Genomic DNA, 26,625 nt, shown 5'->3' with positions numbered 1-26,625 from the left:
GGACCCGCCCGCCCCGTCGACCACCAGGGAGTTTCTCGATGTCTCGACGACTGCACCGAACGGCACTGACGGCGGCGCTGGCCGCCAGCGTCGCCGCCGCCTCGGGCACCAGTCTCGGCCCCACCGTCCCGGCGCAAGCCGCGGCGTCGACGCTGATCGTGGCGACGAACGGCAACGACGCCAACCCGGGCACCCTGAGCGCGCCACTGGCGACACTGGGCCGGGCGGTCGAGCTGGCCACCCCGGGCACCACCATCGCGCTGCGGGGCGGCACCTACCAGTTCGGCAGCAACGTACGGATCATGAAGGACGGCACCTCGGCCAGCCCGTACACGATCAGCAACCACAACGGCGAACGGGTGGTGCTGGACGGGGAGAACCTGCCGCACACCCCGGCACCGGTCGGCGGCAGCATCCCCAACCTGGAGCGCGGGGTGCTGCACATCGAGGCCGACCACTGGCGGATCCGGGGACTGGAGATCATCCACGGGCCGTACGCGATCTTCTGCCGGGACTGCAACAACAACGTCTTCGACCGGCTCGTCACCCGGGACAACTACGAGTCCGGACTCCAGATCCAGGGCGCGTCCAGCAACAACCAGGTACTCAACCTCGACGCGTACGGCAACCGCGACCCGCGCAAGAACGGTGAGAGCGCCGACGGGCTCGCCATCAAGGAGGGCTCGGGCAGCGGCAACGTCGTACGCGGTGCCCGGCTGTGGAACAACTCCGACGACGGCTTCGACGCCTGGCTGTTCACCTCCCCCATCCTGGTAGAGAACTCGGCCGCCTGGGGCAACGGGGTCAACCGGTGGAACCTGCCCGACTACGTCGGCGACGGCAACGGCTTCAAGATGGGCGGCGGCGACCCCGATCCGCCGGCCAACCACACCATCCGGAACAGCGTCGCCTTCGACAACGCCGTCGGCGGCTTCATCGACAACGGCAACCCCGGCACCATCACCGTCGACCGGAACAGCGCCTGGCGCAACGGCGACGGCGGCTTCAAGTTCGCCAACTCCACCTCCCGGCTGACCGGGAACCTCGCCGTCGCCAACGGCGCCGGGGTCTCGCTCGGCTCCTCCACCGCCACCGGCAACTCCTGGAACATCAAGAGTTCCTGGAGCGCGGCCGACCTGGTCAGCACCAACCCGGGCACCTTGACCGGGCCCCGGGACGCGAACGGCAACATCCGCGGCTCGGACTTCCTGCGCCCGCGCGACTACCCGCAGCTCGGCGCGCGACTCTAGGCGGCCCCGACGCGGGTGGGCAGCGAGGTCTCCCCCGCACCGACCCGGCACCCCCGGTGAACATCCCGCCGGGGGTGCCGGTGCTCAGTGCGACTCGCGGGCCACCCGGTCGCCGCTGCCGCCGACCAGGAACGCCAGGTCGGCGCCGGTGTCGGCGCCGAGCACGGTGTCGACGTAGAGCCGTTCCCAGCCGCGCGCCGGCTGGGCGAAGGCGGTCGCCATCGCCTCGGCGGGCGGCCGGGCGGCCAGCTCGGCGGCCGGGATGTCCACGTCGAGCCGGCGCGCCTCGACGTCGAGCACGATCGGGTCACCGGTGCGTACCCGGCCGAGCGGCCCACCGGCGGCCGCCTCCGGCGCCACGTGCAGCACCACCGTCCCGTACGCGGTGCCGCTCATCCGGCCGTCGCAGATCCGCACCATGTCGCGTACGCCCTGGCGCAGCAGCTTCTCCGGCAGCGGCAGGTTGGCCACCTCCGGCATCCCCGGATAGCCCTTCGGCCCGCAGCCGCGCAGCACCAGCACCGAGTCGGCGTCGACGTCGAGATCCGGGTCGTCGAGCCGGGCGTGCAGGTCCTCGACCGAGTCGAAGACCACCGCCCGGCCCCGGTGCCGCAGCAGGTGCGGGGAGGCGGCGGCGGGTTTGATGATCGCGCCGGCCGGTGCGAGGCTGCCGCGCAGCACCGCGATCCCCGCCTCCGGCATCAGCGGCGCCTCCCGGGACCGGATCACCTCCGGGTCGCTGATCTCGTGCCCGGCGAGATAGTCGCCGATCGGCCGGCCGGTCACCGTCGGCGCGGTCGGGTCGAGCAGGTCGGCGACCTGGTTCAGCACCGCCGGCAGGCCACCGGCCCGGTGGAAGTCCTCCATCAGGAAGCGGCCCGCCGGTTGCAGGTCGACCAGGAGCGGTACCCCGCTGCCGAGCCGGTCGACGTCGTCCAGGGTGATCGGCACCCCGACCCGGCCGGCGATGGCCAGCAGGTGCACGACCGCGTTGGTGGAGCCGCCCAGCGCGGCGAGCGCGACGATCGCGTTCCGGAACGACGCCTCGGTCAACACCTGACTCGGCCGGCGCTGTGCCGCGACCATCTCCACGATCAGCCTGCCGGTGCCGTGCGAGCGGGCCAGCAGCCGGCTGTCCGGGGCCGGCAGGCCGGCGGTGCCCGGCAGGGTCATCCCGAGTACCTCGGCGAGCAGGCCCATCGTGGAGGCGGTACCCATGGTGTTGCAGTGGCCACGGCTGCGGATCATCGACGACTCGGAGTCGAGGAAGCCCTCCGGGGAGAGCGTGCCGGCGCGTACCTCCTCGGAGAGCCGCCACACGTCGGTGCCGCAGCCGAGCGGCACGCCCCGGAAGGTGCCGGTCAACATCGGGCCGCCCGGCACCACCACCGCCGGCAGGTCCACCGAGGCGGCGCCCATCAGCAGCGCCGGGATGGTCTTGTCGCAGCCGCCGAGCAGCACCACCCCGTCGACCGGGTTGGCCCGGATCATCTCCTCGATCGCCATCGCCGCCATGTTGCGCCAGAGCATCGCGGTCGGCCTGACCTGCGTCTCGCCGAGCGAGACCACCGGCAGGTTCAGCGGTACCCCGCCGGCCTCCCAGATCCCGTTGGCGACGCTCGCCGCGACCTCGTCGAGGTGCCGGTTGCAGGGGGTGAGATCCGACGCGGTGTTGGCGATCGCGATCTGCGGCCGTCCCTGGAACGCCGAGTCCGGCACACCACGGCGCATCCACGCGCGGTGCAGGTAGGCGTTGCGGTCCGAGCCGGCGTACCACTGATCGCTCCGAAGTGCAGGCATACTCTCCATTATCAAGAACAACTTCGGGTACCAGCTACGCCGTCCTCGGCGGATCACCCCGGTACCGCACCGTCGTGCCACGCCCGGGGCGGTGGCCTGACCGTGCGTGCCTTCGTGGTGACCGGTCCGGGCGTCGCCGAGGTACGCGACGTCGCGCCCCCGGTCGCCGGGCCGGACGAGGTCGTCGTCGACGTACTGCGGGCCGGTGTCTGCGGCACCGACGTCGAGTTCTTCTCCGGGCAGATGGCGTACCTGCACAGCGGCGACGCCCGCTACCCGCTGCGGATCGGGCACGAGTGGTGCGGCGTGGTGTCCTCGGTCGGACCCGGCGTGCCCGAGGAGTGGCTCGGGCGGCGGGTCACCGGCGACACCATGCTCGGCTGCGGCCGCTGCGCCCGCTGTCTCGGCGGGCGGCAGCATCTCTGCGCGGACCGCCACGAGATCGGCATCCGGGGCGGCTGGCCGGGTGCGCTCGCCGAGCGGCTGCCGGTGCCGGTCCGGGCCCTGCACCCGCTCCCCGACCAGGTCGACCCGACCCTCGGCGCCCTCGTCGAACCGGGCGGCAACGCGTTGCGAGTGGTCGAGGCGGCGCGGGTCGGCCCCGGCCGGCGGCTGCTGGTGCTCGGCCCGGGCACCATCGGCCTGCTGGTGGCGCAGATCGCGGCGGCCCGGGGTGCCGAGGTGCACCTGCTCGGCCGGGACGAACCGTCGCTCGACGTCGCCCGCCGGCTCGGCTTCGGCTACCTCTGGACCGCCCGGAGCCTGCCGGACCCGGCGACACTCCCCTTCGACGCGGTCGCCGACGCCAGCAACGACGAGCGGCTTCCGGCGTACGCGGTGCGGCGGGTCGAACCCGGCGGCCGGGTGGTCTGGATCGGCCTCGCCGAGCGGCCGAGCCTGCTCGACACCCGCGAACTGGTGCTCCGGGACGTCACCGCGATCGGCGTGCTCAGCGCCTCCGGCGGGCTCGCCGGCACCATCGCGCTGTACGCCTCCGGCGCGGTCGACCCGCGCCCGCTGGTGGCCGCCACGGTAGGGCTGGGGAACGTGGCGGCGGTGCTGCGCGGCGAACGTGATCCCGGCTGGGGTGCCGCCCCGAAGATCCACGTCGACCCGCGCCGCTGACCTGTCGATCCCGCCGTACCGGACCTGGGCGGAGGCTGGCGCGTGACGACGCGTACCCGGTCTTCGTCGACGTCGTCGCCGCACTGGCCGCCGGCGTGTCCTCGCTACTATTGGCCGGTGGCCGCATGGTTCCTACGTCGAGTCGGGCCGCGTGGCGAGCCGGACGGGACAGGGGTCGCCTTCCTCGTCGGTGGCACCCGGACCGCCGTCTGGGCGTGCATCGCGTCGTTGAACAGCACGGGTGCGGTGGCCGTGGACGCGGACGGTCGACTGATCGTTGCCGGCCCGCCGCCGGAGCCGGAAACCCTGGCCTTCGCCGTGTTCTGCGCGCTGCGCGACGCCCCGGCCGGGCCCGCGATCGCCGCCGGAGGCGCCGCCCGCGACGGCCGGCACCGCCGACTCGCGGCCGAACCCGGGGTGGCGGCAGCCATCGACCGGCTCCGCGACCAGCTCGCGGCCGACGGCTGGCTCGGCAACCGATCGGCGATCAGGCGGCTGGTCGCCAGACTGCGGAACGCGCAGCAACACCTCGCACCGTCGCTGGATCCGGCATGGACCGTCTACGGGCCGAACGGCGCCGCACTGGCGGTGGCACTCTTCGGTCCGGGCGCGATCTGGCAGGCCGATCCACGGCTCGCCAGGGCGCTCGGACTGCCGATTCCCACGATGAAACACCGCCGCGGGCCCGAGCCACAGGTCGACCGGGACGCCGACTGCGGCTGCGCATAGTCACGCCGCTCCTCGGTGAACCGCGCGACGGCGGTGACCCACTGCGCCGCCAGCGTCGTCGCGGCCGGCTCCAGGATCCGGCGCGACGTCGAGGATGATGGTCCCCATGACTGCTGACACACCCGTCGTTCCACACCCGCTCCAGCCCGTCGACGAGAACTGGCAGCGCGCGCTCGCCATCGTCGCCCACCCCGACGACCTGGAGTTCGGCGCCGCCGCGGCCGTCGCACGCTGGACGCGGCAGGGCAAGGAGATCAGCTACGCGCTGCTCACCAGCGGCGAGGCCGGGATCGACGGGATGGACCCGGCCGAGGCCGGGCCGGTCCGCGAGGAGGAGCAGCGGGCCTCCGCAGCGATCGTCGGGGTGTCCCAGGTCGACTTCCTCGGGCTGCCCGACGGCGTACTGGAGTACGGCGTCGCACTGCGCCGTGACCTGAGCCGGGTGATCCGGAGGTACCGGCCGGAGATCGTGATCACCAACAACTTCCGGGACAGTTGGGACGAGGCCGGCGACGCGCTGAACATGTCCGACCACATCGTCACCGGCCGGGCCGTACTCGACGCCGTCCGGGACGCGGCCAACCGCTGGGTGTTCCGGGAGCAGCTCGACGAGGGGCTGGAGCGCTGGGGCGGGGTCCGGGAGGTCTGGGCGGCCGGTTCACCGCTGTCGAAGCACGCGGCCGACATCACCGACACCTTCGAGCTGGGCGTCCGGTCACTGGAGGCGCACGCCGCCTATCTGCGCGGCCTCGGCACCGGGGACTTCGACCCGGAGGAGTTCCTGGAGGGCATCTCCCGGCAGACCGGCAACCGCCTGGGCGTCAAGTACGCGGCCGGTTTCGAGGTCTTCCGCCTCGGCCTGCACTGAGGCCCGGGGCCGCCGTCGGCCGGACCGGGTCGACGGTCCCGGCACCGCTCCCGGATCGTCTGGCACCGGGCGTCAGAGCACCCGACGCAGCCACTCCTCCACCCCGGCGACGTGCACGGTCGCCCAGGCCCGGGCCAGCTCCGGCTGACCCGACGCGACCGCGTCCAGGATCGCCGCATGCTGCTCCCGGGTCTTGCTGACCGCGCCCTCCTGGGTCAGCCCGCGCCAGACCCGGGCCCGGGTCGTCGGCCCGGAGAGGCTGTCCAGCAACGAGGTCAGCACGTTGTTGCCGGCACAGGCCGCGATCTGCCGGTGGAACTCCAGGTCGTTGGCGACCAGCTCGTCGATGCTCGGATCGTCGCCGAGCCCGTCCAGTACGCCGCGCAGCTTGGCCAACTGCTCCTCGGTCATCCGCTGCGCCGCCAGCGCCGTCGCGGCCGGCTCCAGGATCCGGCGTACCTCCAGGAACTCCAGTACGGTGTCGTCGCGGTGGAAGTCGACGACGAAGCTCAGCGCGTCGAGCAGCAGCGCCGGGTCGAGGCTGGTCACGTACGTCCCGTCGCCCTGGCGTACGTCGAGGACCCGGATCAGCGAGAGCGCCTTGACCGCCTCCCGCAGCGAGTTGCGGGACAGACCGAGCCGCTCGGCCAGGTCGGGTTCCCGGGGCAGCCGGTCACCGGGGCGCAGTTCACCGGCGACGATCATCTGTTTGATTTTGTCGATCGCCTCGTCTGTGACCGCCACGCGTTCCTCCCACATCCTTCCGCCGTACCGCGAAGACTAGGCGCCGGTCAGGTGCCGAGCCGGTAGGTCCGGACCGCCGTTTCGCCGAAGACCGCCGACCGCTCGGCGGTCGACAGCGGCGGCAGCACCTCGGTCAGTGCCGCCAGCACCGCGCCGTAGTCGGCGGCGAGCCGGCAGACCGGCCAGTCCGAGCCGAACATCAGCCGCTCGGGTCCGAACAGTCGGACCGCCTCGGCCACGAACGGCCGCAGGTCGGCCGGGAGCCACCGCCGCCAGTCGGCCTCGGTCACCAGCCCCGAGAGCTTCGCGGTCGCGTTCGGCGCGGCGGCCAGCTCCGCCACCGGGCCGGCCCAGGCGGCCAGTCCGGCCGCGCCGTTCCGGATCGCCGGCTTGCCGAGGTGGTCCAGCACGAACCGCAGCTCGGGCACGTCGCGGGCGGCCCGGGCCACCGCCGGCAACTGGTCCGCCCGGCAGACCACGTCGAAGGCGAGTCCGGCTTCCGCGATGGTACGCAGCCCGCGCCGCACCTCCGGCCGGTCCAGGTAGTCCGGGTCGGTCTCGGCCTGCACCTGTGGCCGGATCCCGACCAGCAGCTCGGCGCCGGGCAGCCGACGGTAGCCGGCGATGGTCTCGGCCAGCGCCGGGTCGGCCGGGTCGGCCCAGGCCACCACCCCGGCGATGGCCGGGCAGCCGACCGCGTAGCCGAGCAGGGTTTCCGCCTCGGCGGTGTCGCACCTACCGCCCTCGACGAGTACGGTCCGGTCGACTCCGGCCGCCGTCAGCTCGGCGACCAGGTCGGCGGGGAGGAAGGAGCGGCGGATCGGGGCCAGCTCGGGTGCGTCCAGCCACCGGTAGCCGTCCTCGACCCGCCACAGGTGGTGGTGTGCGTCGACGATCACCGGGTACCGACCCGGTGGGTGGGGACCGGCGCGTCCGGGCGGAGCAGTCCCACGGCGACCAGCTCCGCCCAGAACTCGCCGGACGGTGGTGCGGCGGCGTGCAGTGCGGCGTTCCGGCGTACCTGGTCGGGGTTGTGCGCGCCGACCACCACGGAGGCGACCGCCGGGTGTGCGGCGGCGAAGGCGAGCGCCGCCGCCGGCAGGGTGGTGCCGTGCGCGGCGCAGAGTGTGGCGATCGCCCGGGCCCGGTCCAGGATCTCGGCCGGGGCGTCGGCGTAGTCGTACGGCAGCCCGGCGTGCGGCCGCTCGACGGCGAGCAGTCCGCTGTTGAAGACGCCCGCGTTCAGCACCGAGACGCCGCGCCGCTCGCACTCCGGCAGCAGCGTGTCCAGCGCCGGCTGCTCCAGCAGGGTGTACCGGCCGGCCACCATCACCGCGTCGACGTCGGTCTCGGCGGCGAACCGGTGCAGCACCTGCCACTGCTTCGAGCCGACCCCGATGGCGCCGACGACGCCCTGGGCGCGCAGCTCGTGCAGGGCCGGATAGCCCTGTTCCAGCGCCTGGGTCCGGTGGTCCTCCGGGTCGTGGATCAGCACCAGGTCGATCCGGTCCAGGCCGAGCCGGACGAGGCTCGCCTCCAGCGACCGCCGCACACCGTCGGCGCTGAAGTCCCAGAGCCGCCGGTGGTCGGCCGGTACGTCGAAACCCTCGTCGTCGCGCCGCCCCGCCCCGGACCGGTCCGGTACGAGCAGCCGCCCCACCTTGCTGCTCACGGTGTATTCGGCGCGCGGCAGCGTACGCAGCGCGTCGCCGAGCCGGCGCTCGGAGAGCCCGAGGCCGTAGTGCGGGGCGGTGTCGAAGTAGCGGATGCCGGATTCCCAGGCCGCCGCGACGGTCGCCAGCGCCTCGGCCTCGCCGACCGCCGTGTAGAGGTTGCCGATCGGGGCGCAGCCGAGGCCCAGCGGGCTCACGACCACGTCGGAGCGTCCCACCCTGATCCCGGTCATGCCGTCTCCTCGTCGCGTTCGTCGTCGCCCCGGTCCTCCGGTCGGCCGGTGGGCAGCTCCCAGACCAGCGACAGGCCCGAGTCGTTACCGGAGTAGTCGTCCCGCACCTCCAGCAGTTCCGCCATCCGAGCCTGCCACGGCACGTTCGCCGGATGGTCGCGCAGTTCGTGCCGCATCCGCCGGTAGTCCTCCACCTCGACCAGGTGGAACAGGTCCTGGCCGTCCCGCCAGATCCGCCAGGTGTGCACCCCGGCCGCGCGCAGCGCGCTCTCCAGTTCGGCGGGGATGACCTGGTGGACGCTGTCGTACTCGTCCTCCCGCCCCGGCTTGAGCCGGGTGTGCAGGGCGATCCGCTGCATGCTGCGAAGCTCCTTCTCGATGCTGTCCGGCCGGGACCGGTCCGGCGTACCGTCGGCGGGGCACGCCGGACCGGCCGGTCCACCGGCGGGTTAGTCCTGTGCCTTGCCGGAGGTCAGCCGGGCCAGGATCAGCGCGATCAGGATGATGGCGCCGTAGATGGCCTGGATCCACTGCGCGGAGACCCCGGCGAGGGTCAGGATGTTGTTGATCAGTCCGAGGACGATGACGCCGCAGAGCGCGCCGAAGAGCGTCCCCTTGCCGCCGTCGAGGCTGATCCCGCCGATCACCGCGGCGGCGAAGACGGTGAAGATCATGCCGTCGCCCTGTGCCGCCGCGACCGAGCCGAGCCGGCCGGTCATCAGCAGCCCGGCCAGCGCCGCCAGCAGCCCGCCGATCATCAGGATGATCCAGACCACCCGGTCGGTACGGATCCCGGCGGCCCGGGCCGCGTCGGTGTTGCCGCCGATCGCGTAGACGGCCCGGCCGTGCCGGAAGAACCCGAGCGCGGCGATGCCGATGACGAAGAGCGTCCCGCTGATCCAGATCGACGCCGGTACGCCCAGCCAGACCGCGTTGCCCAGATAGAGCACCGACGGCGGGATGTCGAAGAGGTTCTGCCCGCCGGTGATCCCGATCTGGAGACCGCGCAGCACGATCAGCATGCCGAGGGTGACGATGAAGGCGGAGAGTTTGAAGCGCAGGATCAGCAGCCCGTTGAACGCCCCGATCGCCATCCCGGCGAGCAGGCAGATCGGAATGGCCAGGCTGGCCGGCAGCTCGGTGCCGAGCCCGTTGCTGGCGGCCGGGATGACCAGGGCCAGCGCCAGCGCCGGGGCGAGCCCGATCGTCGACTCCAGCGACAGGTCGAACTTGCCGGCGATCAGGATGATCGCCTCGGCGAGTACCAGCAGGGCCAGCTCGGTCTGCTGTTGCAGCACGTTGGTGATGTTGGCGGCGGAGAGGAAGACCGGGTCGATGACCGCGCCGACCACCACGAGCAGCAGGATCGCGGGTACCAGCGCGAGGTCCCGCAGCCGGGCCAGCGGTATCCGTCCGCCCGGTCCGGGCCGGCCGCCGGTCGGGGCCGGCGGCTTGGCGATTGTCTGGGTGCCGGTCACGGCTCCTCCACTCCCTCTACTGCGGTCACCAGTTCGGCGTCGGCCCAGCCCCGCCGGACCTCCCGGACCACCCGTCCGTGGAACATCACCAGCACCCGGTCACACGAGCGCAGGTCGTCGAGTTCGTCGGAGACGATCAGCACCCCGGTGCCCCGGGCCGCCGCCTCGGCCACCGCCCGCAGCAAAGAGTCCTTGGAGCGGACGTCCACCCCGGCGGTGGGGCTCACCATCACCAGCGCCTTCGGGTCGTTCGCCAGCGCGCGGGCGAGCACGACCTTCTGGGCGTTGCCGCCGGAGAGGCCGTTGACGGGCTGGTGTGGACCGTCGGTCTTGATGTCGTACTGCTCGATCATGCGCCGGGCCACCGCACGCTGCCGGGCCGGCGTGATGATCCCGGCCGGCCCGAGCCGGTCGGTGATCGGCAGGGTGGCGTTCTCCGCCACCGACAGCAGCGGCACCAGCCCCTCCCGGTGCCGGTCCTGCGGCAGGTAGCCGAGGCCGGCGGCGAGCGCGGCGGGCACGCTGCCCGGCTTCGGGGTGTTGCCGGCCAGGCTCACCGTGCCGGTGTCGGCGCGGCGCAGTCCGGCGATCGTCTCGGCCAGCGCGACCTTGCCGCTGCTGCCCGACCCGATCAGCCCGACCAGTTCACCGGCCCGCACCCGCAGGTCGACGTCGGTGTAGGAGCCGGCCAGGCCGAGGCCGGCGACGTCGAGTACGACCGGCGCGCTCTCCGGTACGGCCGGCCGGTCGATCCCGGCCAGGGTCTCCCCCGCGTCGCCGGTCATCGCGGCGACCAGCGCCTCCCGGGAGAGCGTGTCGACCGGCTGGGTCAGGATGTGCCGGGCGTCGCGCAGCACCGTGACGGTCTGGCAGACCTCGTAGACCTCCTGGAGGTGGTGCGAGATGAACAGGAAGGTCACCCCGGCGGCCTGCAACTCGCGCATCCGGTCGAAGAGCCGTTCGATCGCGGCGGCGTCGAGCTGGGCGGTCGGCTCGTCGAGGATGATGAACTTCGCACCGAAGGAGAGCGCGCGGGCGATCTCGACGAGCTGGCGCTGCTCGACGCTGAGGCTGCCGGCCGGCGCGGCCGGGTCGACGGCTACGCCGTACCCGTCGAGCAGGTCGGCGGCGCGGCGCCGCAGCCCGCGCCAGTCGATCAGCCCGCGACCGGCCTGGCGGTTGAGGAAGAGGTTCTCCGCGACGGTCAGGGTCGGGATGATCGTCGACTTCTGGTAGACGCAGGCGACCCGTTGCCGCCAGGCGTCCCGGTCGGCGAGTGCCGGTGCGGGGGTCCCGTCGAAGCGCACCTGGCCGGCGTCCGGCCGTTGCAGTCCGGTGAGGATCGCCACCAGGGTGGACTTGCCAGCGCCGTTGCGCCCGACCAGGGCGTGCGTCTCGCCCGGTGCGACGGTGATGCCGGCGGAGTGCAGCGCGACGGTCGCGCCGTACCGCTTGGAGATGTCGCGGGCCTCCGCGGCCGGGGCGACGGCCCCGGCCACGGTGCCTGCGGTCTGCGTCTGACCGGTCATCACTTGCCGATCTGGTTTCCCCAGAGCGCCGGATCGTCGACGTTCTCCTTCGTGACCAGCGGTGCGGCGATCTGGTCCTCCAGGCCGTTGCCGACGTCGATGATGGTGCTGTTGTGGTCGGTCGGGCCGGGCTGGAAGGTCTTGCCCTCGGCCGCCGCCTTGGCGTAATAGAGCGCCCACTTGGCGTAGAGGTCGGCGGGCTGCGAGACGGTGGCGTCGATTTCGCCCTTGCGGATCGCCTCGAACTCCTGCGGGATGCCGTCGTTGGAGACGATGAAGATGTGCTTCGGGTCGGTCGGCGGCACCAGCAGGTTCTTCGCCTTCAGCACCTGGAGCGTCGGGGCCAGGAAGACGCCGCCGGCCTGCATGTAGATGCCCTTGATGTCGGGGTGCTGGGCGAGCCGGGTCTGTAGCGCGGCGGCGGCCTTCGGCCCCTCCCACTCGGTCGGCTCCTCGAAGATGGTGATCCCGGGGAACTTCGTCTTCATGCACTCGGCGAACGCCTCGGAGCGGTCCCGGCCGTTGATCGAGGAGAGCGAGCCCTGGAACTCGATCACTTTGCCCCTGCCGCCGAGCTTCTCGCCGAGGAACTCGCAGGCCTTCTGCCCGTACGCCCGGTTGTCGGCCCGGACCACCATGAAGACCTTGCCCTTGTCGGGGCGGGTGTCGACGGAGACGACGGGGATCTTCTTCGACTCCAGGGTGCTCAGGGTGGAGGCGATGGCGCCGGTGTCCTGCGGCGCCATCACGATCGCCTTGGCGCCCTGGCTCACCATCGCCTGCACGTTGGCCACCAGCTTGGCGACGTCGTTCTGCGAGTTGGTCGGCGACATCAGGTTGATGTCGTACTCGTCGGCGAACTGCGGGACGTACTTGGCGTACGAGTTCCAGAAGTCGGAGTCGGCGCGGGGCAGGTCGATGCCGATCTGCGGGCTGCCGCCGGTCTGGCCACCCGTCCCGCTCGACGACGACTCGCCGCAGGCGACGGTGCCGACGGCGAGAGTCGCGGCCATCGCGATCCCCGCCAGGGACTTGGCGGTATGTCTCACTGTGGTCCTCCATCCGGTGCGGATACGGTGGGCGGTTCTTGGAGGCAATGTGGAAACACGCGGGTAATACATCGGATGTCTATCAGTCCACCCGTGGCCCCGCAAGACCCAGAACCGGCAATCTGCCGCCCCGTCACCGGCCACGCGGAATCGTTACATCGGATGGATGCCGGGCGGCAGGGAACGAGGGAATGGCAACGGGACCGGCGACCCGCCCGCGCGGCCGACGGTCCGGATCGGAGGGACCGGGACCGGGGTCGCTCAGCCGGGCGGGTTCGGCCGCAGCCGCAGCCCGTACATGCCGCCGTCCACCCCCAGCACCGTGCCGGTGGTCGCCCCCGACAGTGGACTGGCGAGGTAGGCGATCGCCGCCGCCACCTCGTCCGCGCCGACCAGCCGGCCGGTGGGCTGGCGGGCCTGGAGTGCGGCGAGTTCCGCCGCCGGGTCGGCGGCGGAGTCCAGCAGCCGGCGTACCCACGGGGTGTCCACGGTGCCCGGGTTGACGCAGTTGACCCGGATCCCCTCCCGGACGTGGTCGGCCGCCATCGCCAGGGTCAACGACTGCACCGCGCCCTTGCTGGCGCTGTAGAGCGCCCGGTTGGGCAGCCCGGCCCAGGCCGCGATCGAGCAGGTGTTGACGATCGCGGCGTGCGCGGAGCGGCGCAGGTACGGCAGCGCCGCCCGGCTCACCCGGACCATCCCGACCACGTTCACGTCGAGTACCCGGTGCCACTCGTCGTCCGGATTGGACTCCACGGTGCCCTGCGCGCCGATCCCCGCGTTGTTGACGAGTACGTCGATGCCGCCGAGCGCCCGGGCGGCGGCGGCCACTCCGACGCGTACCGAGGCGTCGTCGGAGACGTCGGCGGCGAACCCGAGCAGCGGTTCGGGGAGACCGCCCGGGTTCAGGTCCAGGCAGCCGACCCGGGCGCCCCGGGCGGCCAGCAGGGTGGCGGTGGCCAGGCCGATCCCGGAGGCTCCGCCGGTCACCACCGCCGCCAGGCCGGCGAACTCGCCCCGGCCGGCGCCCGCCCCGGCACCGGCACCGTCGCCGGGGAGGTTCTCGACGGTCACGGCACCGCCACCTCGGCCGGCGGGGCGGCCCAGACCGGGCCGTCCGGATAGGCGTACTCGGTCAGCGTCTCCGGGCGCATCGTGGCGCTGAAGCCGGGGGCGGTCGGTGCCACGTACCGGCCCCGGCGGATCACCACCGGGTCGACGAAGTGCTCGTGCAGGTGGTCGACGTACTCGATGACCCGGTCCTGCATCGAGCCGGCGACGGCGACGTAGTCGAACATCGACAGGTGCTGGACGAGTTCGCAGAGCCCGACCCCGCCCGCGTGCGGGCAGACCGGCACGCCGAACTTCGCCGCCAGCAGCAGGATCGCGATGTTCTCGTTGACCCCGGCGACCCGGCTGGCGTCGATCTGGAGGTAGGAGATCGCGCCGAGCTGAAGCAGTTGCTTGAAGACGACCCGGTTCGCCACGTGCTCGCCGGTGGCGATCCGGACCGGGGCGAGTTCCCGGGCGATGGTGGCGTGCCCGACGACGTCGTCCGGGCTGGTCGGCTCCTCGATCCAGTACGGGTCGAAGGGCGCCAGCTCGCGTACCCAGGAGATCGCCTGCGGTACGTCCCAGCGCTGGTTGGCGTCGACGGCGATCCGGATGTCCGGCCCGCAGGTCTGCCGGGCGATCCCCATCCGGCGGATGTCGTCGTGCAGGTCGGCGCCGACCTTCAGCTTGATCTGGGTGAAGCCGTCGGCGAGCGCCTCCTTGCAGAGCCGGCGCAGCTTCTCGTCGTCGTAGCCGAGCCAGCCGGGCGAGGTGGTGTAGGCGGGGAAGCCGTCGCGCAGCAGGTGTTCCTCCCGCTCGGCCCGGCCGGTGCGGCCGGCCCGGAGGATCGCCAGCGCCTCGTCGCGGGTCAGCGCGTCGCTGAGATAGCGGAAGTCGACCAGGTCGACAAGTTCCTCCGGGCTCATCCCGGCCAGCAGTCGCCAGAGCGGCAGCCCGGCCCGCTTGGCCCGCAGGTCCCAGAGCGCGTTGACCACGGCGGCGACCGCCATGTGCATGACGCCCTTCTCCGGGCCGAGCCAGCGAAGCTGGGAGTCGTGCACGAGTTCCCGCCAGAGGCCGCCGAGGTCGGCCAGGACCGCCTCGACCGAGCGGCCGACCAGGTACGGCCGCAGCGACGCGATCGCCGCCGCCTGCACGTCGTTGCCGCGCCCGATGGTGAAGGCGAAGCCGTGCCCCTCGTGTCCGTCCCCGGCGTCGGTACGGATCACCACGTACGCGGCCGAGTAGTCGGGGTCGGGGTTCATCGCGTCCGAGCCGTCGAGTTCCCGGGAGGTCGGGAAGCGGATGTCGGCGATGTCGAGTCCGGTGAAGATCATGCCTGCCCCATCGTCTGGCGCTGCCGGCCCAGCCCGTCGATCTCCAGCTCGACGACGTCACCGGCGACCAGGTAGGGCTTCGGTTCGGGCTGGCCGAGCGCCACCCCGGCCGGGGTGCCGGTGTTGATGACGTCGCCGGGATGCAGCACCAGGAACTGGCTCAGGTAGTGCACGGTCTCGGCCACCGGGAAGACCATGTTCGAGGTGTTGCCGTCCTGCTTGAGCACCCCGTTGACCCAGAGCCGCAGCCCCAGCCGCTGCGGGTCGGGTACCTCGTCGGCGGTGACCAGCCACGGGCCGAGCGGGTTGAAGGTCTCGCAGTTCTTGCCCTTGTCCCACTGTCCGCCGCGTTCGAGCTGGAACTCCCGCTCGGAGATGTCGTGCGAGACGGCGTAGCCGGCGACGCAGCGCAGCGCCTCCGCCGGGCCGGACAGGTAGCGGGCGGTCCGCCCGATCACCACGGCCAGCTCGACCTCCCAGTCGGTCTTGGTGCTGCCGCGTGGCACCAGCACCTCGTCCTCGGGGCCGACCACGGTGTCCGGGGCCTTCATGAAGACCACCGGTTCGGCCGGGAGCGGGGCGCCGGTCTCGGCGGCGTGGTCCCGGTAGTTCAGGCCGATGCAGATGATTTTTCCCGGCCGCAGCGGTGGCCCGACCCGGAGGCCGTCGGGAAGGAGCGGCAGCCCCTCGACGTCGATCCCGGCCAGCCGCTCGATGCCGCCGTCGGCCAGGAACGATCCGTCCAGGTCGTCGACCACTCCACCGAGGTCGCGCAACCGCCCGGCCTCGTCCAGCAGCGCCGGGGTCTCCTGCCCCGGTGCGCCCACCCGCAACAGCCTCACCCGTCGCCCCCAGACTTCCATCGCAACCCGTCAGGAATACATCCGATGTCTATCAGGTGCGCTCGCCGGGGCACAAGAGCGGGACGGTAATCGCCGGCCTACCGGCGCCCGCTCGGGACCGCCGTCATCGTCGTCGGAAACCCGGGACCGACCTGGGGATACCCGGGTGACCAGGCAGCCCGTACCAAGATCTTCTCTTGTTTCTCCCGGGTGTCCTTTGTAACCTCATCGCCAAACATCGGATGCGTGCCGGACCCGTGGTCGTGGCTGCGGCGTCCGCCCCGCCAGAGTTCTCCCCCGGCCCATCTGGACGACCCGGAGACAGCAATGGATGACCCCAACCGGCGGCCCGCGCCGCGTCGGTGGACGGCCGCCGCCCTGGTGGCCGCGCTGACCGCGTTCCTGCCGACCTGGTCCACCAGCACCCCCGCCTCCGCCGCCCCCGACCACACGTCGGGCAGCGCGGCCTCCGCCGAGGACCCGCTCACCCTCTGGTACGACGAACCGGCCGCCGACTGGGAGACCCAGGCGCTGCCGATCGGCAACGGCGCGCTCGGCGGCATGGTCTTCGGCCGGGTCGCCGCCGAGACCGTGCAGTTCAACGAGAAGACGCTCTGGACCGGTGGCCCCGGCTCGGCCGGCGGCTACAACTTCGGCAACTGGACCTCGCCCCGCCCCGGCGCGATCGAGGAGGTGCAGCGCCTGATCAACGAGCGGGGCCGGCTCAGCCCGCAGGAGGTGGCGAACCGGCTCGGCCAGCCGAAGAGCGGCTTCGGGTCGTACAACACCTTCGGGGAGCTGTCGCTGCGACTCACCGAGGACCCGGGCACGGTCGGCGACTACCGCCGCGAGCTGAACATCGGCCGGGCGGTCGCCAGGGTCTCCTACGCGCACGACGGCGTGCGCTACACCCGGGAGTACTTCGCCAGCCAGCCCGACGGGGTACTCGTGGTGCGGCTCGGCGCCGACCGGCCCGGGAAGATCGGCTTCACCGCCGGGGTGACCGCGCCGAACAACCGCTCGAAGAACGTCACCGCCAGCGGCGGCCGGATCACCTTCGCCGGCACCCTCGACGACAACAAGCTGAAATACGAGTCGCAGATCCAGGTGACCGCCGACGGCGGTACGGTCGCCGACGGCACCGACGGCACGGTCACGGTGGCCGGGGCCGACTCCGCCACCCTGGTGCTGGGCGCCGGCACCGACTACGCCGGCACGTACCCGACGTACCGGGGAGCCGACCCGCACGCCCGGGTCACCGCCACCGTCGACGCGGCGGCGGCGAAGTCCTACCCCGACCTGCTCGCCGCGCACACCGCCGACCACCGGGCGCTCTTCGACCGGGTACGCCTGGACATCGGCCAGCAGATGCCGGCGATCCCCACCGACGAGCTGCTGCGGCAGTATCGCGGCGGGGCGTCGGCGGCGGACCGCGCGCTGGAGGCGCTCTTCTTCGCCTACGGCCGCTACCTGCTGATCGCCTCCTCCCGGCCCGGCTCGTTGCCGGCGAACCTCCAGGGCGTCTGGAACAACGTCACCAACCCGCCCTGGGACGCCGACTACCACGTCAACATCAACCTCCAGATGAACTACTGGCCGGCCGAGACCACCAACCTGTCGGAGACCACCGCCCCGTTCTTCGACTACGTCGACGCGATGGTGCCGCCGGGCCGGGTCACCGCGGAGCAGATCTACGGCAACCGGGGCTGGGTGGTGAACAACGAGACCAACGTCTACGGCTTCACCGGCCTGCACAGCTATCCGCAGTCGTTCTGGTTCCCGGAGGCCGGTGCCTGGCTGGCCCAGCACTACTACGAGCACTACCGGTTCAGCGGCGACACCCGGTTCCTCCGCGAGCGGGCGTACCCGCTGATGAGGGAGTTGGCGCTCTTCTGGCTCGACGAGCTGGTCGTCGACCCGCGCGACGGCAGGCTGGTGGTCTCGCCGAGCTACTCGCCGGAGAACGGCGACTTCACCGCCGGTGCCTCGATGTCGCAGCAGATCGTCTGGGAACTCTTCACCAACACGATCGAGGCGGCCGGGATCGTCGGCGGCGACAACGCGTTCCGGCGGGAGCTGCGCGACGCGCTGGCCAGCCTCGACCCGGGGCTGCGGGTCGGCTCCTGGGGGCAGCTCCAGGAGTGGAAGGAGGACCTGGACAACCCGGACGACCAGCACCGGCACGTCTCGCACCTCTTCGCCCTGCACCCGGGCGCGCAGATCACCGCGCTGGACGACCCGGAGCTGGCCGCCGCCGCCAAGGTCTCGCTCACCGCGCGCGGCGACGGCGGTACGGGGTGGAGCAAGGCATGGAAGATCAACTTCTGGTCCCGGCTGCTGGACGGGGACCACGCGCACAAGATGCTGGTCGAGCAGTTGCGGCAGAGCACCCTGGCGAACCTATGGGACACCCACCCGCCGTTCCAGATCGACGGCAACTTCGGCGCGACCGCCGGGATCGCCGAGATGCTGTTGCAGAGCCAGACCGGTGAGGTACACGTGCTGCCGGCGCTGCCCAGCGCGTGGCGCGACGGCTCGGTGCGCGGACTGCGGGCCCGGGGCGGGCTGACCGTCGACACGACGTGGTCGGCCGGGGCCGCCACGGAGATCGCGCTGACCGCCGACCGGGCCGGCGAGGTGACGGTGCGCAGTCCGCTCTTCGCCGGCCCGTACGAGCTGGTCGACGCGGGTACCGGCAGGAAGGTGAACGGGACGGCGAAGGGCGACAGGCTGACCTTCACCGCCCGGGCCGGCCACCGGTACGTCGCCACCGCCCAGGTCGGCTTCACCATCGACGCTCCGGCGACGCTGGAGACCGACGAGTCGGGGACGGTCTCGGTGACCGTCTCCGCGCTCGGTGACCAGAAGGTGCCGCCCTCGGCGCTGAAGCTGGTGCTGCCGGCGGGCTGGCAGGTCCGGCCGGGTCGGGTCCAGGTGCCCCGGCTGTGGCCGGGTGACGCGCAAACCTACCGGTTCACCGTCACCCCCGGCGGCGCGGCGGCACCCGGTCCGAACCGGATCGAGGCGCGGCTGACCCACGACAAATGGCGGGCCACCGCCGGCACGTCGATCGCGCTGCCGGTCCCGCCGCCCTGTGCCCGACCGGCCCCGGACCTGCCACTGGTGGCCTGGGACCCGGTCTCCGGCGACACGGTGACCGACCACTCGCCGAACGGGCGGACCGCGACCGTGCAGACCGGCGGGGCGTACGTCGCCGCCGGGCCGACCGGCAGCGCGCTGGTGCTCGACGGCAACCGGTTCCTGCGTACCGCGCCGACCACCCTCGGCTATCTGGAGCAGGCGACGTTCGCGGCCGAGGTCAAGGTGACCACCAGCGGCAGCTACCGGCGACTCTTCGACTTCCAGCCCGGTGGCGACCCCGGCACCGACGGGATCCTGATCGACCTGACCCCGGGCAACCAGCTCCGGTTCATCGGCTCCGGTACGGGTGTCACCAGCAACGCCACCGTGCCCACCGGCCGGTACGTCGACCTGGTCGTCACCATGGACGACGACGGCAACATCGTCGTCTACCTCGACGGCCAGCAGGCCGGTACGGCCAAGGTGCCCGACGGCGGCATCGTCGGCTGCGCCACCCGGGAGCTGCGGTTCGGCGCCGACCAGGACGGCGGCCAGCGGCTCACCGGTGAGGTCGACCGGATCGCCATCCTGCCCGAGGCGCTACCGGCGGACCAGGTGTCGAGCTGGCAGGCCCGCGCCTTCGGCTGACCGTCCGAGGTTCCGCCCACCCCCTCCGCCGCCCGGCGGGTGACCGACCCCGGTCGCTCGCCGGGCGGCGCCAGGCCGGCGACGCCGGCATCGGAACCGGCGGACGCCTACGGGGTTCCGGACATCAGCGATGCCGTCGCCGCAGCCGCACCAGCCAGAGCGCTACGGTCCCGGCGGCCAGTGCCGCCAGTACCGTGGACGCTGCGAGGGCCAGGTTGTTCCGGCTCTCCTCGTCCGGGCGCGGGCGTTCCGCGGAGTCGTTCGCCGTCAACAGCCGTGGTAGCGGGTCTTCCACCGCCGTGAGGTCCATGCTGCTGGTTATCTCCGAGACCAGCCCGGTGGCCTCGATCGTCGCCGTACCCGCCTCGCTGAACGTCACGGCGAACCGAACCTCGCCCTCCTCGTCGGCGGTGGTGTACAGCTCGCTGTTCCCGTTCGCGCCCATTCGTTGCCGGTGCGGGGTGGGCAACGACAACCTGATGTTGATCCCACCGGTGTGGCCCAGGTGAATCGGCTCCTCCGGCTTGAAGGGCTTCACCTTGATCACCTCTGCCCAGTCGGGCTTCAGTGGGGGGTCCTCCACCATCCAGTCCGGCGGTGGGGGTGGCGGGTACGGCGGTGCCGCCGCAGCGGCCGGCGCGACGAGCATCGTCACGGTGCTGATTGCGGCGAGGCTGAGTAGCCGCTGCCGCGCGCGGATCGACATCGAGGTCCCCGAGTGTTGAAACAACCTTGATCGACTGTTTGCCCATTACGGACAGTAGTACAGTACTCGGCGAAGATCATTCATGGCGGGTTTTCACCGACCCGGACCTGCTACGGAGTCGCGGGCGGCGCACGAGGCGATTCCCGAGGATGCGCGTTTTCGACAGCCCGGTGTCAGCGCAATCGCCGCCCGGCGCCTGACGCCAGCTCCGCACGGGGGCTGGCCGGGGCGGACCGGTCCGCGGGTACGACAACTGTGGCCGACCGGCGCGCTCGCCCGGCCGGTCATTCAGCCTTCCGCCGCAGCCGGTCCGCGCCGACGCTCCCGATCGTCGGTCTCCTTTCGGGGATCCAGCGGGGCCGCTCCACATGATCGGCGTCGTCGGGCCGTACCGAATCCGTCTCATGTTTCCCGTTGTCCATTGCCGAAGGACCCAACAACCGCTTGTCCCGGCTTGGCGGCGTTGGGACGATTGGCATCGTTTGAAAGCGCGGCGGCCGGCAACTCCGCGCGATTCTGGATGCACTGGCTCCATCGGCCGCGGCGATCGGGAATGAGTCCATCCTAGTAAGGATTTCCTGGTGCCGGATGTATTCATCAACTACCGTTCCGACGACGAGGCGGCCGTGGCCGTCCTTATCGACGAGAAACTGTGCGCGACGATCGGCCCGAAGCGGGTCTTCCGGGACAACCGATCGATCGAACTGGGACGCGACTACCGTCCCGAACTCTGGGGCAGTCTCGCCAAGAGCGTGGTGCTGGTGGTCGTCATCGGGAAACGGTGGCTGGCCCGGGACCGTCGCGGGCGCAGGCGCATCGACCAGCCCGAGGACTTCGTACGGCGGGAGATCGCCGCGGCGTTGTCGATGGGGATCCCCGTCGTCCCGGTCCTGGTCGGGGAGGTACCCGCGCTCCGCGCCGAGAACCTTCCGGACGACATCGCGGAACTGGCGCACCGGCAGTACCGGTGGCTGAGCACCCGGGGCATCCAGCGGGACCTTCCCCTCCTGATCGAGGAACTCGCCACCCTCGCCCGGGGCGAGCCCGCTGCGGCCGCCGGGCCGGCGACGGGTCGGGACGGCACCGTCCTGATGCTGCGACTGGAACCACCGGTCCGGGAGTGGCAGGTGGCCGCCCTGCACCAGGCCATCGACCGCGCCACGGCGGACGCGGAGATGTCGGACATCGAGACGGTGACCCGTCCGACCAGGCTCACACTCTTCGTCCCGGCGGCCGTTCCGCCGATCCGGGTGCTCTCCAGGCTGGTCGGCGCGCTGGAGACGGTCCTGACCGACCAACCCGTCCCGGAGAGCGGTCCGCTGCGCGTCCGCGCCGGACTGCACCACTCGACGATGCGCAGCGGCCGGACGGACGTCTGTGACGAGCTCGCCTACCTCCTGGACCTTCCGGCGGTCGCCAAGGTACGGCGTCGAGCGACGAAGGCGGGCCTCGTCCTCGTACTGCCGGACGCCTTCTACGACGGCGTGGTGCGGGCGCACCCGCTGGTGGCCGATCCGTCCACCTACCTGCCCGTGCCGATCGCCGGCGGCAGGGAGCGCTGCTGGGTACACGCTCCGGGGTACCCGTCCCCGCCGGGTCTCCGGTCGGCGCCGGACGTCCCCTCCCCACCGGATTCCGCCGGCGGCGGCCCGGCACCGGCGGGCAACCACGGCGTCCAGTTCAACAACCACGGACCGGTGCACGGCCCGCAGGTCGGCGGCGACTGGGTCAACGGCAACAAGGTCGTGCGCGGCGACGAGGCGGGATACCGATGAGCGGGACGGCGCCGACACCGGCCGCACCCGCCGCGGCGGCCGCACCGGCCGCACCCGCCGCAGCGGCATCACCGGCGGCCGCCCAGCCGGCCGCGGCACCGGCCAACGCGGGACCGGCACCCGAGGGCGGACCAGCCGGGCCCGCTGCCGCCGGTGATGCCGGCGGCGCTCCGCCGCCCGAGGGTGGCGCGGAGGCCGGGGCCACACCGCCGGAGCAGGGCGGTGAAGGCGACGCCGGGAGCACCGAGCGGGCCGGCGGCGCCGACGCGCTGCCCGAACTGCCCGACCAGCCGGGCCGCGGATCAGACCGCCACCAGTTCGTCCGCGACGCGCAGCAGCGCTTCGGCGGCGACGCCGTCTCCGGCGACAAGATCGTCTTCTATCTCACCGGTGGGGAGCAGAGCGCGCCGCTGACGAGGCTGGCGCCGACCCTGGAGGAGTACGCCCGGCACGCCTTCGTCTTCCCGGAGCGCTGGGACGCCTGCCGGGCCGACTTCCAGGACCGCCGCAGCGTCCTGCTCCAGGGAGTCACCGGGGGCGGCCGGGTCACGATGGCGATCCGGCTCCTCCTCGGCGTCGAATCCCAGGTCATCTACCAACTCGATCCCCGGATCGACCTGAGCCGGATGGCGGAGCAACTCACCGCACGCCGGTTCGAGCGCGGTACCGCCTTCCTGCTCTGCCAGCCCGACGACGTCGGACGGCTCGACGCCTCCACCTTCGACCGGCTGGAGGCGGCGCTCAGGGCCGCCGACGCGCGGCTCGTGCTCACCATCGGCTCGGAGGCACCGATCCGGGACGAGAGCCTGCTCCGGCACCGGATAAGCCTGCCCGCGGCGCCACCACGGCGGGAGATCCTGCGTACCCATCTGAGATATCGCCTCGACGACGAGACCCGGGCCGACGGACTGCTGGCGCAGCCGGCCGTGGCCGAGCTGGTCAGGGAGAAGCTCGACCGGGACAGCATCACCTGCGAGGTCGCCGCCATCCTGGCGATGCTGCTCAGCCGCGAGTCGGAGACGGTGGACGTCGCCCGGATCCGGGCGATGCTGATGCGCCGGGACGTCGACGAGTTCGGCATCTGGTTCGACGGGCTCGCCGACCTGGAGCTGCGCTGCTTCGCGATCGCCCTCGCGGTGCTGGACGGGCAGCCGTTCGAGGAGGTCGCCGCCGCCGCGCGTCGGCTGCACCAGCGCCTGTCGGCCGGTGGCCCGCTCGTGGTGGACGACGACGCGTCACTGCGGGTCGCCGGGCCGGATCCCTTCCGGATGCCGCCGATCCAGCTGCTGCGGACGCTACAGGCCCGCACCACGGAGGGGACGATCCGGACACCCTACGGGTACGCGCCGGCCACCGAGATCTCGTACCGCAACCCCGACTATCCGCGCCGGGTCATCGAACGCGCCTGGAAGGGTTACCGGATCCAGGACCAGATCCTCGACTGGCTCGGCGACCTGGTGATGCACCGCTCCGACGAGATACGCGTCTCGGCGGGCACAGCCGTCGGTTTCCTGGCGACGCTGGCCTTCGAGTACGTCCGCCGTGCCGTCCTGCACGAGTGGGCGGCCAGTGACAACACGTACCGCCGGGAGGCGGTCGCCGACGTGCTCCGGGTGGCGGCCGGGGTGCCGGAGTTGCAGACCGCGGTGACCTGGCTCGTCGACGGCTGGTACCGGGCCGGCAGTCCCGAGTTGCAGTCCACGGCGGCGCTGGCACACGGCACCCGGCTCGGCCGTACCGACACCACCAGGTCGGTCCGGGCACTGGAGCGGCTGGCCATGGTCACGGACCTGCAGGTGCAGTTCGGCATCTGCCGAGGGTTCGCGGCGTTGCTGGCCGAGGAGCCGGAGCAGTACCTTCCGCTCTTCTACGGCGTCGTCGAGCGGTGCCTGGCAGATCCGAAGCGGACGGACACCGCGCAGCTGATGTTCCTGTTCGTCGCCGCGGACCTGCTCAGCGACGTCACCGGCGCGGACGACGCGAAGACGAGGTGGCCGACGCTGCTGCTGCTGGCCACCCGTCACGGTCATCTGCGCCGGCCGCTTATCGAGTCCTGGGCCCGCACCCTGGCCGGCAGCCGCTACAGCTCGGTCGCGGAGCACGTGCTGCGCATCTGGGCCAGCTACGCCGAGTCCGACGCCGCGATCCGCAAGGCGTTCACCCGGCTGGTGCGGGCGGTCGCCGAGTTCGACCCGTGGGCGGGCGCGGTGGTCACCCGCCAGGCCCGTCGCTGGGACGACGAGGACGCCCTGATTCCGATGCCGAATGTCGCGCAGGCGGTGAACGCCGTGCTGCCCCCCGAACACTCCACGAGGTGAACCCGAGCATGTCCGTTCAACTGATCCTCAGGTCCGGACCGGTATCGCGGTTCGATGCCACCGAACGGGTCCGCGACCCGCACGTCGCCGCCGTGTACGTGACGGCCGGCGGTCAGATCGACATCCTGGACGGCGGCCGGCCGATCGGGCTCGGCGACCAACTCCTGCTCCGCTACCGGACGAGGTACGACGTCGACCTCAGCGACCACCAGCGCACCATCGAGCTGCGCAGCTCGCCACCGCCGGCGCGCGGCGGGATCTACCACTTCGCGACGATGGTGAACGTCGGCTTCCGGGTGACCGATCCGAGGCAGATCGTGAGCCGCAACATCCAGGACGGGCTCCGGGTGGTCTCCGACTATCTGATGTCGGAGTTCCGCGACATCACCGCCGCCTTCCCGATCGAGGAGGCCAAGGCGGCGGAGGACGCGATCAACGCCCGCTTCCGGCGCGGCGTGACGATCGGCGGCTGCATCGAGCTGTACATGTGCCGCGCCCGGCTGGAACCCGACGCGGCGGCGGTCGCCTACCTCCAGAGGGAGGAGGAGGCCAAGCGGGACAACGTCGTCAAGGCCGCCGAGCACGAGCGCAACGCGGACGAGGCCCGGCGGGCGAACAACATCGACCTGATCCGGCAGAGCGGCGCGATCGAACAGCGGGCCCGGGAACGCGACGCGCTCGCCGGGCGGCCGTTCAGCATGCAGGACCTGCTCGCGCTGCACCTGGAGAACAACCCGGGAGACACCGCCCGAGCCCTGGAGATGGCCGCCGACATGGAGGCCCGGCTCGCCGTCGAGCGGGAGAAGGCGGACAAGCGGAACTGGGAGAAGTTCGAGTACATGGCCGGCCGGAACCTGGTCGAGGCGTACGACATGGGCCAGGTCCGCGACGAGGTCGTCCGCGGTGCCTCCGGGTACCCGCACGTCGCGCTGGGCAGTGCTCCCTCGACGGCGTCGGGCTGGGACGTACCGCTGCCGGAGGCCGGGGACGGTGCGGACCGGCCCGGTAACCGGCCGCCGGGCCTGATTCCGATCTACCTGGTGATCGACGAGTCACCGGCGATGGCCGCCGGGATCGACGCGCTCAACGCCGGCCTGCGCTCGCTCTACGACACCCTGGCCGCCGACCCGGAGGTCGCCGAGGTGGTCCGGCTGGCGGTGCTGAGCTATGCCGACACGGCCGCCGTCCGGATACCCCTGAGCACCGCGAGACCGGGCGTCCGGCTTCCGGCGTTCACGGTCGGCGCCGGTTCCGCCAGGCTCGCCGACGCGTTCTCCCGCCTGCTGGACTGCATCCCACGGGACGCGGCCGCGCTCAAAGAGGAGACCTCGTCGCTGCGCCGCCCCCAGGTGCTGATGCTCACCGGTGACCGGCCCGCCGAGGACCAGCCCTGGGCCGACGTGCACCGCCGGCTCTCCGACCGGGCCAGTCAGCGCTACGCCCCGGACCTGATCGCCTGCGGCGTCGGCCCGGCCTCGGCGCCGACGGTCCTGCGCATCGCGACCCGGCCGGAGCTGGCCTTCGTCGCCCCGGCCGGCGACGTCGCCGAGGCGGCCCGCCGATTCTGCGCCTTCGCCCTGCGCCGGGTCGTCGAATACGGCCGCGCCGTCCTCGACGGCGACCAGAACTCCGTCGTCACCGGGCCGGACGGTTTCCGCCCGGCCGCCGAACTGCTTGCGCCGCCACCCCAGGGAGAGTGATCCAGCACATGCCGGACGTACGCGGGCACCTACTGCCAATCTACGTACTCGCCGACGAGTCCGCCTCGATGCGGCACCTCGTCGGTGAACTGAACGCGGGCCTCGTCTCGCTGCACCAGGCGCTGCTGGCCGAACCGATGGCGGCGGCGAAGGTGCGCTTCACCGTCATCGGCTTCTCCGACACCGCCGTGCTGCGGATGCACCTCGCCGACCTGCGCCGGGTCGACGGGATGCCGCCGCTGGCCTGCCGGAGCGCCACGAGCTTCGGCGCCGCGTTCCAGGCGCTGCTCCAGCAGATCCCGGCCGATGTCAGACACCTGAAGTCGCAGGAGTACGCGGTGCACCGCCCGGCGGTCTTCTTCCTCAGCGACGGTCAGCCCAGCGACGGCGGAAACTGGCGGCGGTCCCACCGGCAACTCGTCGACCGGAACCAGACCCTCGGCGCGCCGAACATCATCGCCTGCGGCATCGGCGGGGCCGAGGCGCGGACGATCCTGGAGGTCGCCACGCGTCCCGAGTACGCGTTCGTCTCGATCCAGGGCTCCGACATCGGGCAGGCGATCGCGAAGTTCTGCGCGGCGCTCACCAAGAGCGTGGTCGAGTCGGGCCGGTCGATGGCGAACGGCGCGGCCGAACTCCGGGTCGACCGCCCGGAGGGCTTCCACATGGCGATCGACGTGGTGTGAC

21 protein-coding genes are annotated in these 26,625 nt (G+C 72.2%); 9 read left to right on the top strand and 12 right to left on the bottom strand.

The annotated features are described in order from the left end of the window. The first annotated feature begins 38 nt into the window (after positions 1-38). Positions 39-1,250: a right-handed parallel beta-helix repeat-containing protein gene (locus C6361_RS01020; protein WP_107266436.1), complete on the top strand. Its 1,212-nt coding sequence runs from the start codon at positions 39-41 to the stop codon at positions 1,248-1,250. Between the two features lie 84 nt (positions 1,251-1,334). Here C6361_RS01020 and C6361_RS01015 read toward each other — a convergent pair whose 3' ends face one another. Next, a complete protein-coding gene (locus C6361_RS01015; protein ID WP_107259702.1) occupies positions 1,335-3,050 on the bottom strand; it encodes a dihydroxy-acid dehydratase in 1,716 nt (571 codons plus the stop codon). A gap of 102 nt (positions 3,051-3,152) precedes the next feature. On the opposite strand from C6361_RS01015, the gene C6361_RS01010 reads away from it, so the two are divergent. From C6361_RS01010 to C6361_RS01000, 3 genes are all read left to right on the top strand, one after another. Beyond that, entirely contained in the window at positions 3,153-4,175 is a 1,023-nt protein-coding gene (locus C6361_RS01010; protein ID WP_107266435.1) for a zinc-binding dehydrogenase, read from the top strand. 117 nt (positions 4,176-4,292) lie between these two features. Beyond that, positions 4,293-4,904 carry a hypothetical protein gene (locus tag C6361_RS01005; protein WP_159079110.1) on the top strand — a complete coding sequence of 204 codons (612 nt, stop codon included), beginning with the start codon at positions 4,293-4,295 and terminating at the stop codon, positions 4,902-4,904. A gap of 106 nt (positions 4,905-5,010) precedes the next feature. Then, positions 5,011-5,772: a PIG-L deacetylase family protein gene (locus C6361_RS01000; protein WP_107270651.1), complete on the top strand. Its 762-nt coding sequence runs from the start codon at positions 5,011-5,013 to the stop codon at positions 5,770-5,772. A gap of 72 nt (positions 5,773-5,844) precedes the next feature. Here C6361_RS01000 and C6361_RS00995 read toward each other — a convergent pair whose 3' ends face one another. The 10 genes from C6361_RS00995 to C6361_RS00950 form a co-directional block, all read right to left on the bottom strand. Then, on the bottom strand, positions 5,845-6,516 hold the full coding sequence (locus C6361_RS00995) for a FadR/GntR family transcriptional regulator (protein WP_107264135.1): 672 nt from the start codon (positions 6,514-6,516) through the stop codon (positions 5,845-5,847). Between the two features lie 47 nt (positions 6,517-6,563). Further along, a complete protein-coding gene (locus C6361_RS00990) occupies positions 6,564-7,415 on the bottom strand; it encodes an amidohydrolase (RefSeq protein WP_107266433.1) in 852 nt (283 codons plus the stop codon). After that, the gene (locus C6361_RS00985; protein WP_107259712.1) at positions 7,412-8,422 is read right to left on the bottom strand and encodes an aldo/keto reductase; all 1,011 of its coding nucleotides are present in this window, start codon (positions 8,420-8,422) and stop codon (positions 7,412-7,414) included. The genes C6361_RS00990 and C6361_RS00985 overlap by 4 nt, the downstream gene beginning before the upstream one ends. Beyond that, the gene (locus tag C6361_RS00980) at positions 8,419-8,781 is read right to left on the bottom strand and encodes an L-rhamnose mutarotase (RefSeq protein WP_107259714.1); all 363 of its coding nucleotides are present in this window, start codon (positions 8,779-8,781) and stop codon (positions 8,419-8,421) included. Before C6361_RS00980 ends, C6361_RS00985 begins: the two co-directional genes overlap by 4 nt. A 90-nt stretch (positions 8,782-8,871) precedes the next feature. Continuing rightward, positions 8,872-9,900 carry an ABC transporter permease gene (locus C6361_RS00975; protein WP_107266432.1) on the bottom strand — a complete coding sequence of 343 codons (1,029 nt, stop codon included), beginning with the start codon at positions 9,898-9,900 and terminating at the stop codon, positions 8,872-8,874. Continuing rightward, positions 9,897-11,429 carry a sugar ABC transporter ATP-binding protein gene (locus C6361_RS00970; protein ID WP_107270650.1) on the bottom strand — a complete coding sequence of 511 codons (1,533 nt, stop codon included), beginning with the start codon at positions 11,427-11,429 and terminating at the stop codon, positions 9,897-9,899. The genes C6361_RS00975 and C6361_RS00970 overlap by 4 nt, the downstream gene beginning before the upstream one ends. Next, positions 11,429-12,478, bottom strand: coding sequence for a sugar ABC transporter substrate-binding protein (locus C6361_RS00965; RefSeq protein ID WP_234359242.1), 1,050 nt, complete (start codon positions 12,476-12,478; stop codon positions 11,429-11,431). Before C6361_RS00965 ends, C6361_RS00970 begins: the two co-directional genes overlap by 1 nt. Positions 12,479-12,739: 261 nt before the next feature. Further along, the gene (locus tag C6361_RS00960; RefSeq protein ID WP_107266430.1) at positions 12,740-13,552 is read right to left on the bottom strand and encodes an SDR family NAD(P)-dependent oxidoreductase; all 813 of its coding nucleotides are present in this window, start codon (positions 13,550-13,552) and stop codon (positions 12,740-12,742) included. After that, on the bottom strand, positions 13,549-14,868 hold the full coding sequence (locus C6361_RS00955) for an L-fuconate dehydratase (RefSeq protein ID WP_107266429.1): 1,320 nt from the start codon (positions 14,866-14,868) through the stop codon (positions 13,549-13,551). Before C6361_RS00955 ends, C6361_RS00960 begins: the two co-directional genes overlap by 4 nt. Continuing rightward, positions 14,865-15,710: a fumarylacetoacetate hydrolase family protein gene (locus tag C6361_RS00950; protein ID WP_107270649.1), complete on the bottom strand. Its 846-nt coding sequence runs from the start codon at positions 15,708-15,710 to the stop codon at positions 14,865-14,867. The genes C6361_RS00955 and C6361_RS00950 overlap by 4 nt, the downstream gene beginning before the upstream one ends. Positions 15,711-16,037: 327 nt before the next feature. On the opposite strand from C6361_RS00950, the gene C6361_RS00945 reads away from it, so the two are divergent. Further along, entirely contained in the window at positions 16,038-19,439 is a 3,402-nt protein-coding gene (locus tag C6361_RS00945) for a glycoside hydrolase N-terminal domain-containing protein (protein WP_107266428.1), read from the top strand. A gap of 124 nt (positions 19,440-19,563) precedes the next feature. Here C6361_RS00945 and C6361_RS00940 read toward each other — a convergent pair whose 3' ends face one another. Continuing rightward, a complete protein-coding gene (locus tag C6361_RS00940) occupies positions 19,564-20,145 on the bottom strand; it encodes a hypothetical protein (RefSeq protein WP_107266427.1) in 582 nt (193 codons plus the stop codon). 581 nt (positions 20,146-20,726) lie between these two features. On the opposite strand from C6361_RS00940, the gene C6361_RS00935 reads away from it, so the two are divergent. From C6361_RS00935 to C6361_RS00920, 4 genes are read left to right on the top strand one after another with little or no spacing between them, the layout of a single operon-like run. Next, complete coding sequence (locus C6361_RS00935; RefSeq protein ID WP_159079109.1) at positions 20,727-21,920, top strand: toll/interleukin-1 receptor domain-containing protein; 1,194 nt, start codon at positions 20,727-20,729, stop codon at positions 21,918-21,920. Then, complete coding sequence (locus C6361_RS00930) at positions 21,917-24,238, top strand: hypothetical protein (protein ID WP_107266425.1); 2,322 nt, start codon at positions 21,917-21,919, stop codon at positions 24,236-24,238. The genes C6361_RS00935 and C6361_RS00930 overlap by 4 nt, the downstream gene beginning before the upstream one ends. An 8-nt stretch (positions 24,239-24,246) precedes the next feature. After that, entirely contained in the window at positions 24,247-25,938 is a 1,692-nt protein-coding gene (locus tag C6361_RS00925; protein ID WP_107266424.1) for a hypothetical protein, read from the top strand. After that, positions 25,935-26,624 carry a hypothetical protein gene (locus C6361_RS00920; protein ID WP_234359241.1) on the top strand — a complete coding sequence of 230 codons (690 nt, stop codon included), beginning with the start codon at positions 25,935-25,937 and terminating at the stop codon, positions 26,622-26,624. Before C6361_RS00925 ends, C6361_RS00920 begins: the two co-directional genes overlap by 4 nt. The last annotated feature ends 1 nt before the right edge of the window (position 26,625 follow it).

The organism is Plantactinospora sp. BC1 (assembly GCF_003030345.1).
Lineage (GTDB): Bacteria > Actinomycetota > Actinomycetes > Mycobacteriales > Micromonosporaceae > Plantactinospora.
The sequence above is the reverse complement of the archived record's forward strand: the minus strand, read 5'-3'. Positions and strand labels throughout refer to the sequence as shown.

Excerpts from the sequence above, each read along its gene's own strand:
- C6361_RS01015 (WP_107259702.1), bottom strand. The coding sequence starts at position 3,050 with ATGCCTGCACTTCGGAGCGATCAGTGGTACGCCGGCTCGGACCGCAAC.
- C6361_RS00970 (WP_107270650.1), bottom strand. The coding sequence starts at position 11,429 with ATGACCGGTCAGACGCAGACCGCAGGCACCGTGGCCGGGGCCGTCGCC.
- C6361_RS01020 (WP_107266436.1), top strand. The coding sequence starts at position 39 with ATGTCTCGACGACTGCACCGAACGGCACTGACGGCGGCGCTGGCCGCC.
- C6361_RS00930 (WP_107266425.1), top strand. The coding sequence starts at position 21,917 with ATGAGCGGGACGGCGCCGACACCGGCCGCACCCGCCGCGGCGGCCGCA.
- C6361_RS00985 (WP_107259712.1), bottom strand. The coding sequence starts at position 8,422 with ATGACCGGGATCAGGGTGGGACGCTCCGACGTGGTCGTGAGCCCGCTG.
- C6361_RS00925 (WP_107266424.1), top strand. The coding sequence starts at position 24,247 with ATGTCCGTTCAACTGATCCTCAGGTCCGGACCGGTATCGCGGTTCGAT.
- C6361_RS00940 (WP_107266427.1), bottom strand. The coding sequence starts at position 20,145 with ATGTCGATCCGCGCGCGGCAGCGGCTACTCAGCCTCGCCGCAATCAGC.
- C6361_RS00955 (WP_107266429.1), bottom strand. The coding sequence starts at position 14,868 with ATGATCTTCACCGGACTCGACATCGCCGACATCCGCTTCCCGACCTCC.
- C6361_RS00980 (WP_107259714.1), bottom strand. The coding sequence starts at position 8,781 with ATGCAGCGGATCGCCCTGCACACCCGGCTCAAGCCGGGGCGGGAGGAC.
- C6361_RS00945 (WP_107266428.1), top strand. The coding sequence starts at position 16,038 with ATGGATGACCCCAACCGGCGGCCCGCGCCGCGTCGGTGGACGGCCGCC.
- C6361_RS01000 (WP_107270651.1), top strand. The coding sequence starts at position 5,011 with ATGACTGCTGACACACCCGTCGTTCCACACCCGCTCCAGCCCGTCGAC.